Genomic DNA, 12,364 nt, shown 5'->3' with positions numbered 1-12,364 from the left:
CGAAATCATTTCAAAAAAGTTGGAAACCGTTTCACTTTTTTAAATTTGTATATAGATTTTTTTTAAAAATACAGCGTTATGTTTATTGTTCACGTATTTGTTCATGTAAAAGAGGACAGGATAGAAGATTTTAAAACAGCAAGTGTTGAAAATGCAAAAAATAGTATCAATGAACCCGGAATTGCGCGTTTCGATGTTGTGCAGCAACAAGATGATCCAACCCGCTTTGTTTTGGTTGAAGTTTACCGCACCGCAGAAGATCCGGCGAAACACAAAGAAACCATCCATTATAAAAAATGGCGCGACACTGTAGCTGATATGATGGCTGAACCGCGGTCGGCTCTGAAATTTTTTAATGTTCATCCCGATGAAAAAGGATGGGATTGAGACGTTGATTTGAAAATATAGGCTCAAAATATCAAACAACAATTGTTCAATATTTTTTGAGGTTTTGTCTATAACTTTTTAATATTGAGATTAATTTGTTGTTTGAATTTTTGAGTTTGGCAATTGATATATTATGAGTTTAAGTTTTGAATTTGCCACGGCAACAAGAATTATATTTGGTAATCTTTCGGTGGAAAAATTACCCGATTTAATTGCTTCGATGGGAAATAATATCTTGCTGGTTACCGGCAAAAATACCGATCGGGCAGAAGAAGTTTTATCAAAAATTCAAAAGAGAGATTGCAGAATAGCAATTTTTTCTGTCGAGTCGGAGCCAACAACAACGATTATAGATGAAGGGATAAATTTAGCGAGGGTAGAAGGCTGTAATCTGGTTGTAGGATTGGGTGGGGGAAGTGTGATTGACAGTGCAAAAGCTATTGCTGCAATGGTTCCAAATAAGGGAGAACTTTTGGATTATCTGGAAGTAATAGGACAGGGGAAAGCGTTGGTTGACGACCCGCTTCCGTGTATTGCAGTGCCAACAACATCGGGAACAGGAGCCGAGGTTACCAAAAATTCGGTTATAAAATCAGTGGAGCACAATGTAAAAGTTAGTTTGCGGAGCAGTAAGATGTACCCCGATGTAGCGTTGGTTGATCCTGTTTTAACACATTCAATGTCGCCTGAACTTACTGCCAGCACCGGAGTTGATGCGTTAACTCATTTGCTCGAAACTTTTGTATCAAACCAGGCGAATCCGTTTGTCGATTTGTTGTGCAGGGAAGGGATGGAACGGATTTCCACTTCGCTGGAACGGGCTTATAAAAACGGAGAAGATGCAAAAGCACGAGAAAATATGTCGATGGCAAGTATGTTAGGCGGAATGGCTTTGGCAAATGTGAAGCTGGGTGCTGTGCATGGTTTTGCCGGTCCAATGGGAGGAATGTTCTCTGTAGCACATGGAGCCGTTTGTGCCTGTTTGTTACCTCCCGTTATGGAAGTAAATATTAAAGCAATAAAAGAGCAAAACGAAGTGGAGCGTTTAAAAAAATATGATGTGCTTGCTAAAATTTTAACAGGCGACAGAATTGCCCATGCAGAAGATGCTATTGGATGGGTAAATGCATTGATTAAAGACTTAAACATTCCATCGCTTTCGAAGTTTGGATTAACGACCGCTGATTTTCCGGAATTGATAAAAAAGGCAAAAGTATCAAGCAGTATGAAAGGAAATCCCGTATTGCTGGATGACGGAAAATTAATGACGATTCTGGAAAAATCACTGTAACCTTGATAACATCCGGTGTTTCAGGTGGAATAATATTTGTTGAATAAACAGTATCTTTGTACAACAGAATTAAAAGTTATGATAGGGAAATTTTTTTATACACCCGGATCCAAAAAGTTTAACATAACCCCAAGGTTTCATGATCCGGATAAGGAAGAAAGAGATGCACGGGAGCAAAGGATAAAGGATGAATTGGGAATTGTGGATGAAAAAGTTGATGATGGAAAACCATTCCGTCCAAATGTTAGGGGACAGTTTAGACGATCAGAGGGGTGGCAGGCAAAATCATCAGAAAAAGCAAGACGAACATCAAACACGCGCTTGATTGTTTTGATCCTGATTCTGACCTTAGTTTTTTATTTGTTTTTTTATTCTGATTTTACGTTTTAGTGAACGATATAATACAGTTATTACCCGATTCGGTAGCCAACCAGATTGCAGCTGGTGAAGTGATTCAACGACCTGCATCAGTAGTAAAAGAACTGGTTGAAAATGCACTTGATGCAGGAGCCACTGAAATTATTATCCATGCAAAAGATGCCGGCAAAACCCTTATCCAGATAAGCGATAACGGCTGTGGAATGTCTCCAACCGATGCAAGGATGGCTTTTGAGCGTCATGCAACGTCGAAAATTAATTCAGCAAACGACCTGTTCTCTATCCGCACCATGGGGTTTAGAGGAGAAGCGCTTGCTTCAATAGCTGCTATAGCCGATGTGGAGCTAAAAACCAAAAGAGTAGAAGACGAAGTAGGTACTTTTATTCATATTATTGGTTCAGAGGTGAAAAAACAAGAACCGGTGGCATGTACAAACGGAACCGGTTTTAGTATAAAAAATTTATTTTTTAACGTTCCTGCACGGCGTAAATTTTTAAAAGCCAATACCACTGAGTTAAAACATATTATTTACGAAATTCAGCGAATTGCTATTCCCAATCCGGAAATAAAAATCTCATTCTATCATAATAATTCACCGCTTTATGAATTGCCTCAAACCAATTACAGAAAGCGTATCGTTGATGTTTTTGGGAAGAGTATCAATCAGAGCCTGGTTCCGGTAAAGGAAGATACCAGCCTGATAAAGATTCATGGCTTTGTAGGGCAGCCGAAATTTGCCAGGAAAACTGTGGGGGAACAGTTTTTCTTTGCAAACGGACGTTTTATGCGTCATCCCTATTTTCATAAAGCAGTTATGCAGGCATACGAAAAATTATTGCCACCTGATACTTTTCCTTCCTACTTTTTATTTTTTGAATTGGATCCGGGCAATATTGATATCAACGTTCATCCAACAAAAACCGAAATAAAATTTGAAAATGATCGCGCTATCTGGCAGATCATACACGCCGCCGTGCGCGAATCACTTGGGAAACACAATGTTGTTCCGTCCATCGATTTTGATCAAAGCGGAAATATTGATATCCCGGTACCCAAAAGAGATGCTTCGGGTATCTCTTTTCCCGACATCAAGGTAAATCCCGATTATAATCCGTTTAACACCGAAAAATCGGGTGTTTCTTTTGGCAACCGGGAATTTAAGTCAGATAGAACAAACCTTGGTCACTGGGAAGATTTATATGAGGGGGCTGAGAATAAAACATCTCCTTTGCACCAGACAGAACAGAGTCATTTTGATGCTGATGGTTCGGATGAGTTATATGGAAAATCGAAGGAACAGTTCACCGGGAAAAGGGTATTACAATTGAAACAAAAGTATATTCTTACTCCTGTGAAGTCGGGTTTGATGGTTATTGACCAAAAGAGGGCACACGAACGCATTTTGTTTGAGAAATTTATGGACGTACTAAAATCTGATTCTGTGGCGAGTCAGCAACAGCTTTTTCCGCAAACTGTGGAATTAAATCCGGCGGATGCAGAATTGCTAAAAAGTATTCTTTCTGATTTGCTTGCCCTAGGATTTGATGTTCGTGAATTTGGGAAGAATACTTTTGTTATTAACGGAACTCCAGGTGTTTTAGATGTTTCTTCACCAGAATTAATAATAGAAAAATTGCTGGAGGAATATAAAAATTCTCCACTTGAAGCAAAGAAAAAAGCAAAGGAACAAATTGCAATTTCGCTGGCCAAAGCCTCGGCACTTGAGTACGGCACCGAACTAAAACCGGAAGAGGTTGATCGCTTGATTGACAATCTTTTTGCATGTGCAACACCAAACTTTTCACCCGATGGGAAAAAAGTTTTAACGATAATTCAGACAGAAGATATCGAAAAAAGTTTTTCAAAGTGACAATATGTCGTTATTTTAATAGAATTAAAAAATGGTCTGGCAATTGCAAGACTGCATTAACTTTGAAACATAGAAAATAGAAACAGAAAAAAATAGCTCATGAATTACAGGCCTGTTTTAAACAATATCCCACCGGTTGTAAAAAATCTCATCATCATCAATGTTCTTTTTATGCTGGCTACCTGGGTATTTAAGAATATGGGGATTGATATGGTTGAAATTTTTGGTATGCATTACCCGGGTTCTGATAAGTTTATGCTGCATCAGGTTATAACTTACATGTTTATGCACGGCGGATTTACGCATATCCTTTTTAATATGTTTGCCCTGTGGATGTTTGGGCGGGTTTTGGAAAGTGTGTGGGGACCCAAAAGATTTTTAATGTATTATATGATAACCGGCATTGGAGCCATTGCACTCCATACTTTAATCAGTTATTTTGAAATTTCTGCCATGCAGAATACAATTCAGGCGTTTCAGAATACTCCATCGCCTGAGATATTGGATCAGTTTGTTCAAAAAAATCTGCCTAATTCTTCGGTTCAGGTTCGCGATTTTGTAAATTCCTGGTATGACGATCCTACAAACAATGCTTTTGCGGGCGAGGGATTGAACCTGATGCAAAGAATTTTGCAAATGAAAATGGATATCCCGACTGTTGGAGCGTCGGGAGCTGTTTTTGGGATTTTGCTTGCATTTGGAATGTTATTTCCAAATACTCAGTTGATGCTGCTTTTCCCTCCTATTCCGATTAAAGCCAAATATTTTGTTATTGGTTATGGTTTAGTCGAACTTTATCTCGGACTTGCTCAGCCGGGCAGTAATGTAGCTCACTTTGCCCATCTTGGAGGAATGTTATTTGGTTTTATACTTATTAAGTATTGGAATAAAAATTCGAGACACTTCTATTGATCATGGATATTTTAAGCGACATAAAACAAACCTTTAAAGATGGTTCGGTATTAACCCGGCTGATTTACATCAATCTTGGTGTGTTTTTGCTTGTTAAACTGGTTGGAGTATTTTTTATCCTGGCCAATCAGCCTTTTTCACTTACCTACTGGTTGTCTTTGCCTTCAGGGCTTGATGAACTAATCCGTCGTCCTTATACTTTGATAACTTACATGTTCTTGCATGAAGGTTTTATCCATATTCTTTTTAATCTTTTAGGTTTATATTGGTTTGGAAAATTGTTTTTATACTATTTTGAAGGGGACAAACTATTAAGTGTTTATCTGTTTGGAGGAATCGCCGGTGGTGTGTTGTATATGATATCATATAGTATTTTTCCTGTATTTGCTTCAGTAAATGGCTTGTTGCTGGGGGCTTCTGCATCGGTTATAGCTATTCTTGTTGCTGTTGCTGTTTATGAACCAAACCGGGAAATTAGTTTAATGTTTATTGGCAATGTGGCTTTGAAATATGTAGCTGGTTTTTATGTTCTTCTTTCAATACTGAGCATTTCGTCTTCAAATCCGGGAGGAAACATTGCCCATATCGGAGGAGCTGTTTGGGGATGGTTTTATATTTATCAATTGCGCAGGGGAAACGATATTGGAAGAGGACTGATAAAGTTTTTGAATAAAATTCCCGACATGTTCTCACGGAAAAGTAGAATGAAGGTTACCTATAAGCAACCTCCCCGCGATGATTATGAATACAACCGTCAGAAAAATGTACAACAGGAAGAGATAAACCGTATTTTGGATAAAATCGCAAAATCGGGTTATGAAAGTCTGAACAAAGAAGAAAAAGAATTACTTTTTAAACAAGGGAAAAAATAGTTTACCGGTATTTCGATTTTATATTATATTTTCTTCTTCTTTTTCGGTATGTGCCTGGTAAATACTGGCATTTAGCTCAAAACCCACCAATAGAATCAGTGACATAACATACATTAACAGAAGTATTATTAACAGTGTTCCTATTGAGCCATATAGAATATTATAGCGGCTAAAATTGTTGATATAATAGGTAAAACTTGCTATTGTTATAATGCTTAGTACGGTAGCCAATGTTCCACCGGCCGATATAAATCTCCATTTTGTTTTTCGGGCCGGAGCCATGTAATATAAAAAAGAGTATGCAAAAAAGAATAGAAATATGGTAATTACCCATTTCCCAAAAGTTAAAAGGTAAACGGTAAAGGAGTCTCTTAAAATGCTTGAGTCCTGCAGATAGTTAATCAACCATTGTCCACCGGTTAACAGTGCAATCGCTATAGTTAAAAGAACCGACAGTATAAAAAGAAGAACAATGGCTGCGATTCTCTGGCTAAACCATTTCCGGCGATAAATGCTGTGTACTGTAGCATCGAACGCACTCATCATTGATGCGAGCCCGTTGGTAGAGAAAATCAGAGCGGCAAAAAAACCAAAAGAAAGCAAGTCTCCTCTGGGTTGTTTTAATATAGTGGTTAACGTTTCCTCTATCGTAGTAAAAGTACTTCCCGGAACTACTTCTTTAATCAATAATAGAAGTTCGTTCTGAAAATTTTCAATTGGAATGTAGGGTATTAATGTAAACAAGAAAATTACAAAAGGGAAAAAAGCAACAAAAAATGAAAACGCAATAGCAGATGCACGGGTTGTGATTGCCCCGTCAACAATACTCCGCCAAAAAAATAAAGCTACATTGTAAATCGGGACACCATCAAAAAACGGGAGTGATACTTTTTGTGCTTTTTCAACTATTTTCTCCCCAATCTTTTTAAAACGAGATACATTTAAAAAGCCTACTTTCACAGGTCTGTCATTGTTTTTCAATTCTTAGTTGATGAATATATTCTTTCCCATCGTTTTGTTTTAAAAGAAAATACACTCTGAAATTTCCTTTCGCTGTTATTAATTTCCCTATAACGGCCTTTGCACCTTCTTTGTTACTGTTACTATTATGAATAACGGTAAACTCTTCGGGAAAATAATTATTGAAAAAATTTCCTACAATTTGCTGAGCCTGCGCTTTGCTGTATACTTTTTCATTTTCAAGAACAATCAATTCAACGTTTTGGTTAAAATAGCGCGAAAGTATTTTTACATCGCCTTTTTTAAAACCCAATACAATTTCATCGGGAACCTGCGCCTGGCAAAACAGAGATGTAAACACCATTCCTGTAATCAGAAAAGTTGAAAATATTAGTTTTTTTGTTTTGGTCATATCCTTTTTCATTTATCAAGTGCCAATCAGTAAGCAAAAACTGTGCAAAAACAAATTATACACTTAATTTTAGCGTAAATTTATAAAATTAAAATTCAATTAACGGAATGAAGCTTACTTTATTGGTTGTAGGTAAAACAGATAAAATATATATAAAACAGGCAATTGAAGAATATACAAAGCGTTTAAAGCATTATGTTTCTTTTGAAATACAAATTATAGCGGACATAAAAAATGCTAAAAATCTAACTACTTCTCAGCAAAAAACAATGGAAGGTAAGCTTATTCTTTCTAAAGATTACTCAGGAAAAGAGATTCATTTATTTGATGAAGGAGGAAAAATGTTTTCATCGAGAGAGTTTGCCAGGTTTATTGAAAAAAAGATGGTTAGCGGCCTGAAAGAAGTGGTATTTGTAATTGGAGGGCCATACGGTTTTTCAAATGAAGTATACAAACAGGCAAATTCAAAAATTTCTTTGTCCCGACTAACATTTTCGCATCAAATGGCGCGACTTTTGTGCGTTGAGCAAATTTACAGGGCTTTTACCATTATAAAAGGCGAACCATATCATCATGACTAATATGCTGCTGAAGCTAAATAAATATTTTTTTCTTGTTCTTGCAATTTGCTTATTTGTCTCTGCCGCTATAATAGAGAATGGCCTGTTGAGCCTGCACCCCGAGGAAAGGCTGATAGCAGATTTTCAGGAACAACTGATTGCTGATGAAAATCGCCTCGAAATGAATTTAAAGGATATTTCCAGAATCATAAATGAGGATGATTACTGGGGGGAGCTAAACGATTACCTTAATAACAATAATTTACTGCTCGAAAAGGAAGGGGTTGGTTTTTTGATGTACTTTTCAGGTGAACTTGAATACTGGTCAGACCGTTCTCTTTCATTTTATGATTCAATTACACAATTTGAAAATCTGGATGGATTTGTAAAATTGCCAAATGGTTATTATTTGGTTCAATCGCTTCAAGTTGATTCTGCTGATATTCTGGGTTTACAATTAATCAAAAGAAACTTTTACTACGAAAATAAATATCTAAAAAATATTTTTCTCGAAAAGTATAACCTGCCAGAGGATTATGATATAATTGAAAACAAAACAGAGAAACTGCCGCACATTTTTAATAAAAATGGCGAATTTCTTTTTTCAATTTTACCTGCCGGGCAATATTTGTGTACCACAAAGCAACTTTATTACCCGGGAATTATTTATTTGTTTGGCTTGTTTATTTTGCTGTTCTATTTCCGAAAAGAATTTGTTGAATCTACAGCATCTTTTTTTCTGAAACTTTTTGCGCTGGCTACCACGTTATTTGTTGTTTACTGGCTACACCTGATTTTTCAAATTCCCAAAGTTTTCTTTCATCTCCAATTTTTTAGTCCCGAGTATTTTGGATTAAGTAACTGGCTCCCCTCGCTGGGAGATTATGTTTTGTTTGCTATGTTTTTCTTTTTCTGGATGTACAACTTCGCAACGGATCTGGATATTCAGGAATTACATGAAGATTCAAAACTTTCAAGGAAATTTGTAATTACTCTGTTGCTTCTTTTTGCAGCAAGTTTATATCTGCTGGTGAATTATTACATTCAAAAATTGATTCTTAATTCTACCCTTTCTTTTTCTTTTAATAAAATAACAGAAATTTCGGCTCAAAGTGTTTTGGGGATTTTTGCCGTGGGCTTGTTATTACTGGCGGTACTATTTTTTACAATCCGGATTAATTTACAGGCAAAAAATGATTTTAAGTATCTCGAATTTGCTGGTATCGTCCTCCTTATAGTAGTATTCCTGGCACTTATTCAACTTATTTCTGTTCATAAAATATATTACACAGTTTTGGTTTTTTTTATTGTTTCGGCAAATCTGGCAATACTTTTTGGGAAAAATTATTTGCAGAAATTTACGTTAAGTTATTTAATTATTTTTGTTTCTGTAACGGCCATTTATTCACTTCTGATAATATATCATACAACCATTGTTAAGGAGCGCGGACACCAAAAATTGTTAGCCGTAACTTTAGTTGCCGAACACGATCCTGCTGCCGAAGTTTTTTTAACAGAGATTCAGGAACAAATCAGAGTAGATGAGAACATAATGCAGCTTTTGTTCGAGGATAGGGACAAAGCTCAGGAGAGAATAGAAAACTATTTGCTTGAAACTTATTTTAACAGTTATTTCAGAAAGTATATTGTTGATATTTGGGTCTGTTATCCGGAAGACAAATTGTTCCGTCCTGAAATAGGAGACACTTTAGATTGTTTCCCGTTTTTTGAGGATTTGATAAAAAGTCAGGGGATACAAATTCAGGGCACTGACTTTTATTTTATGGATAATATGAACGGTCGTATTTCATATACCGGGCGATTAAAATACAGTAGTGAGGGGTCTATTTTTATAAATATAGATTCTGATTTACTTTTTGAAGGGATTGGGTTTCCGGAGTTGTTGATAGATAAATCGATGATGAAACCTGACGACTATAAAAAGTTTAGTTATGCAAAATATTATGGGGGAGAACTGACTGATAAATATGGCGATTACAATTACAATTCATACGTCGATCGATATTTGGAATTGTCTTCTGATGATGATTTTTCTTTTATTACCGATCAGGAATATACGTTTAAGAAATGGGATGGAATGGAACATCTTATATACAATACAAGGGAAGATAATTATGTGATTGTTTCGCGCGAACTTTTTACTATTGTTGATTATCTTATTTCTTTCCCCTATTTGTTTGTGTTCTATTTCCTCTCAGTGATGGTTTTACTGCTGATTGGGAGCAAATCGATAAGAAAACGGCGTGTTAATTTCGATTTGAAATTTAAAATACAGGCAGCAATCATTTCAATCGTGTTTGTTTCTCTTTTGGTAGTTGCCCTGGCAACCATCTTTTATAATATTGACAGGTACAAAACAAAACACAGAAATGATCTGGATGAGAAAATGAAGTCGATTGCCGAAGAAATAGATATGCGGCTTGAAGCGGTAAATGAAATAACTGATGATTTGCAGGACTGGATGGATAACGAATTGACAAAACTATCAAACATTTTCCGAACGGATGTCAATATTTATGGTAACGACGGGAGTTTAATTTCATCATCGCGTTTTGAAATCTATAACAGAGGACTGGTTTCAACACGGATAAATGCGCAAGCATATTATGAGATTCTGGGGAATTTTCAGATCAGTTATTTTCAACCCGAAAGAATTGGAGAATTATCCTATTTGTCAGCGTACCGCCCCATTGTAAACTACAGGGGAGATTATCTGGGAATTATAAACCTACCGTATTTTATCAGGCAGGATAACTACAGCCAGGAGATTTCAACTTTTATTGTGGCGTTTATTAATTTATATGTTTTGCTGTTACTGGCTAGTATTATTGTTGCCGTTTTTATTTCCAATCAGATTACCAGACCTTTGGTGGTTATTCAGGAAAACCTCCAGAAAATGGAGTTGGGCAAACAAAACAAACCCATTGTATACAGCAGACAGGATGAAATTGGAAGTTTAGTCAAGGAATACAATAAAAAAGTAGAAGAGCTGGCCATTAGTGCTGATTTGCTGGCGCGTTCAGAACGTGAATCAGCCTGGCGCGAAATGGCGAAACAAATTGCACATGAGATTAAAAATCCACTCACCCCGATGAAGTTGAATATTCAGCATTTACAACGAACCAAGGGAGAGGGGAAGGAGTATAACGAATATATTGAACGCGTTACTGCCACTTTGATTGAACAGATTGACAACCTGTCAAATATTGCAACTGAGTTTTCAAATTTTGCTAAAATTCCAACAGCACGAAACCAGGTGTTTAAGCTTGCTGAGCAACTTCATAAAGTCCTTGCCTTGTTTGAAACACACGAGGATGTGAGTATTGAATTTAATTCGAATGGATTAGAAAACCTTATGGTGCATGCAGATCGTGAACAGCTGTCAAGAGCTATCATAAATCTGGTTAAAAATGGCATTCAGTCGGTTCCGGAAACAAGGAAAGGAAAAATTAATATTCTGTTGAACAGACGTGAGCACATGGCTGTTGTTTCAGTTTCCGATAACGGAACCGGAGTCCCGGTAGAGTTAAGAGAAAAACTGTTTAGCCCAAGTTTTACAACAAAATCGAGTGGTATGGGACTTGGACTGGCAATCGTTAAAAATATTGTTGAGAATTTTTCAGGGAAAGTGTGGTTTGAGACAAAAATGGGAAAGGGAACTACTTTTTTTATTGAAATTCCCGTTTATAGTGAGGAAAAACAAATAAGTTAGTTTTTTTATTTTTGAATTATAAGAACGAAATAATTTGATATGGTTCCATTATCATTTATTGAAATATCAGAACGGTTAAAAAATATGGATTTGCCGGAGGTTGATCTGGTTATCGGGATTGGATCGGGAGGAATTGTACCGGCAAGTTTAGTAGCTTTTCATTTAAAAACCGAACTTCAGGTTGTGGTATTAAACTATCGTGACGAAAATAATAATCCTCGTTACGATAAACCGGTTATTCTAAAAAAGCCGGAAATGGAGTTGGAAGGGAAAAAAATACTTCTGGTTGATGACGTGTCAGTTTCCGGGAAAACAATGAATGCGGCGTTGGAACAGCTAAAAGGACTTGATGTTAAAACCCTTGCAATGAAAGGGAAAGCAGACTATATTTTATTCCCGGAAATTAAGGATTGTGTAAAATGGCCCTGGAAGGTGTATTAATTCGTTAAAAATGAATTCAAGTTTTAGAAAAAATGGCCTTCGTTTCGTTTTTGTTTCTCTCATTCTTGTTGTTTCCAATAGCTGCCAAAAGCCGGCCGATAAGGAAGCTTACCTTCAAAATTTCAGAGATTTTGTTGAGCGGGTAAAAAAGTACCATGACGATTATACCAAAGGAGACTGGGAATGGGCTGATAAACGTTTTACGCAGTACAGCGACAAATGGTACGACGATTTTAAAGAGGAGCTCACAAGCAATGAAAAAATTGAAGTTCTTACGTTAAAACTGGAGTACCAGAATCTAAAAGAGCCAAGTGTGATTTCCGATTTGCTTAAAAGCTTAAAAAGAGAAGATGTAGATGAGATAAAGGATAAAATTGACGAATATATCGAAAAAGATTTAGATGAGGATGTTGAAAAGGTAATGGATGGTTTGAAGGAAATAGGCGATTCTGCCGTTAAAGTTGTGGAGGATATTTTGGAGGAAATTGACAACAGGTTCTGAAAATTGTATTGGATAAAAAGGAGTTTTTAAATCAACTCTTCTGTA

General features: G+C 36.4%; 12 protein-coding genes. 10 read left to right on the top strand and 2 right to left on the bottom strand.

Going from position 1 to position 12,364, the window contains the following annotated elements:
• Nucleotides 1–78 precede the first annotated feature (78 nt).
• From GM418_RS08580 to GM418_RS08555, 6 genes are all read left to right on the top strand, one after another.
• Entirely contained in the window at nt 79–387 is a 309-nt protein-coding gene (locus tag GM418_RS08580) for a putative quinol monooxygenase (RefSeq protein WP_158865106.1), read from the top strand.
• A 133-nt stretch (nt 388–520) separates the two neighbouring features.
• Nucleotides 521–1,678, top strand: coding sequence for an iron-containing alcohol dehydrogenase (locus GM418_RS08575; protein WP_158865104.1), 1,158 nt, complete (start codon nt 521–523; stop codon nt 1,676–1,678).
• A 78-nt stretch (nt 1,679–1,756) separates the two neighbouring features.
• Nucleotides 1,757–2,068: a hypothetical protein gene (locus tag GM418_RS08570; protein WP_158865102.1), complete on the top strand. Its 312-nt coding sequence runs from the start codon at nt 1,757–1,759 to the stop codon at nt 2,066–2,068.
• A complete protein-coding gene (gene mutL, locus GM418_RS08565) occupies nt 2,068–3,927 on the top strand; it encodes a DNA mismatch repair endonuclease MutL (RefSeq protein WP_158865100.1) in 1,860 nt (619 codons plus the stop codon). Before GM418_RS08570 ends, mutL begins: the two co-directional genes overlap by 1 nt.
• A gap of 99 nt (nt 3,928–4,026) precedes the next feature.
• Nucleotides 4,027–4,839: a rhomboid family intramembrane serine protease gene (locus GM418_RS08560; RefSeq protein ID WP_158865098.1), complete on the top strand. Its 813-nt coding sequence runs from the start codon at nt 4,027–4,029 to the stop codon at nt 4,837–4,839.
• Nucleotides 4,840–4,841: 2 nt separating this feature from the next.
• The gene (locus GM418_RS08555; RefSeq protein WP_158865096.1) at nt 4,842–5,711 is read left to right on the top strand and encodes a rhomboid family protein; all 870 of its coding nucleotides are present in this window, start codon (nt 4,842–4,844) and stop codon (nt 5,709–5,711) included.
• Between the two features lie 18 nt (nt 5,712–5,729).
• Here GM418_RS08555 and GM418_RS08550 read toward each other — a convergent pair whose 3' ends face one another.
• Both GM418_RS08550 and GM418_RS08545 read right to left on the bottom strand, forming a co-directional pair.
• A complete protein-coding gene (locus GM418_RS08550) occupies nt 5,730–6,671 on the bottom strand; it encodes a YihY/virulence factor BrkB family protein (RefSeq protein WP_158865094.1) in 942 nt (313 codons plus the stop codon).
• Between the two features lie 7 nt (nt 6,672–6,678).
• Nucleotides 6,679–7,083 (bottom strand): DUF4783 domain-containing protein, encoded by a 405-nt coding sequence (locus GM418_RS08545; protein ID WP_158865092.1) that lies wholly within the window; start codon nt 7,081–7,083, stop codon nt 6,679–6,681.
• 107 nt (nt 7,084–7,190) lie between these two features.
• Here GM418_RS08545 and rlmH point away from each other — a divergent pair, with 107 nt between their 5' ends.
• Genes rlmH through GM418_RS08525 form a run of 4 tightly spaced genes read left to right on the top strand, consistent with a single transcriptional unit; the run spans nt 7,191 to nt 12,319 of the window.
• Nucleotides 7,191–7,664 carry a 23S rRNA (pseudouridine(1915)-N(3))-methyltransferase RlmH gene (rlmH, locus tag GM418_RS08540; protein WP_158865090.1) on the top strand — a complete coding sequence of 158 codons (474 nt, stop codon included), beginning with the start codon at nt 7,191–7,193 and terminating at the stop codon, nt 7,662–7,664.
• The gene (locus GM418_RS08535; protein WP_158865088.1) at nt 7,657–11,376 is read left to right on the top strand and encodes a sensor histidine kinase; all 3,720 of its coding nucleotides are present in this window, start codon (nt 7,657–7,659) and stop codon (nt 11,374–11,376) included. Before rlmH ends, GM418_RS08535 begins: the two co-directional genes overlap by 8 nt.
• A 39-nt stretch (nt 11,377–11,415) precedes the next feature.
• A complete protein-coding gene (locus GM418_RS08530) occupies nt 11,416–11,817 on the top strand; it encodes a phosphoribosyltransferase (RefSeq protein ID WP_158865086.1) in 402 nt (133 codons plus the stop codon).
• 10 nt (nt 11,818–11,827) lie between these two features.
• Nucleotides 11,828–12,319, top strand: a complete 492-nt coding sequence (locus GM418_RS08525; RefSeq protein ID WP_158865084.1) for a DUF6565 domain-containing protein — start codon at nt 11,828–11,830, stop codon at nt 12,317–12,319.
• The last annotated feature ends 45 nt before the right edge of the window (nt 12,320–12,364 follow it).

It is taken from the genome of Maribellus comscasis (assembly GCF_009762775.1).
GTDB classification, from domain to species: domain Bacteria; phylum Bacteroidota; class Bacteroidia; order Bacteroidales; family Prolixibacteraceae; genus Draconibacterium; species Draconibacterium comscasis.
This window is presented reverse-complemented; position numbering and strand designations above follow the sequence as displayed.

Bases quoted from the DNA above. Each gene is read 5' to 3' on its own strand.
- GM418_RS08535 (WP_158865088.1), top strand. From the start codon at position 7,657: ATGACTAATATGCTGCTGAAGCTAAATAAATATTTTTTTCTTGTTCTT.
- GM418_RS08580 (WP_158865106.1), top strand. From the start codon at position 79: ATGTTTATTGTTCACGTATTTGTTCATGTAAAAGAGGACAGGATAGAA.
- GM418_RS08575 (WP_158865104.1), top strand. From the start codon at position 521: ATGAGTTTAAGTTTTGAATTTGCCACGGCAACAAGAATTATATTTGGT.
- GM418_RS08545 (WP_158865092.1), bottom strand. From the start codon at position 7,083: ATGACCAAAACAAAAAAACTAATATTTTCAACTTTTCTGATTACAGGA.
- GM418_RS08560 (WP_158865098.1), top strand. From the start codon at position 4,027: ATGAATTACAGGCCTGTTTTAAACAATATCCCACCGGTTGTAAAAAAT.
- GM418_RS08570 (WP_158865102.1), top strand. From the start codon at position 1,757: ATGATAGGGAAATTTTTTTATACACCCGGATCCAAAAAGTTTAACATA.
- GM418_RS08525 (WP_158865084.1), top strand. From the start codon at position 11,828: ATGAATTCAAGTTTTAGAAAAAATGGCCTTCGTTTCGTTTTTGTTTCT.
- rlmH (WP_158865090.1), top strand. From the start codon at position 7,191: ATGAAGCTTACTTTATTGGTTGTAGGTAAAACAGATAAAATATATATA.
- GM418_RS08555 (WP_158865096.1), top strand. From the start codon at position 4,842: ATGGATATTTTAAGCGACATAAAACAAACCTTTAAAGATGGTTCGGTA.
- GM418_RS08530 (WP_158865086.1), top strand. From the start codon at position 11,416: ATGGTTCCATTATCATTTATTGAAATATCAGAACGGTTAAAAAATATG.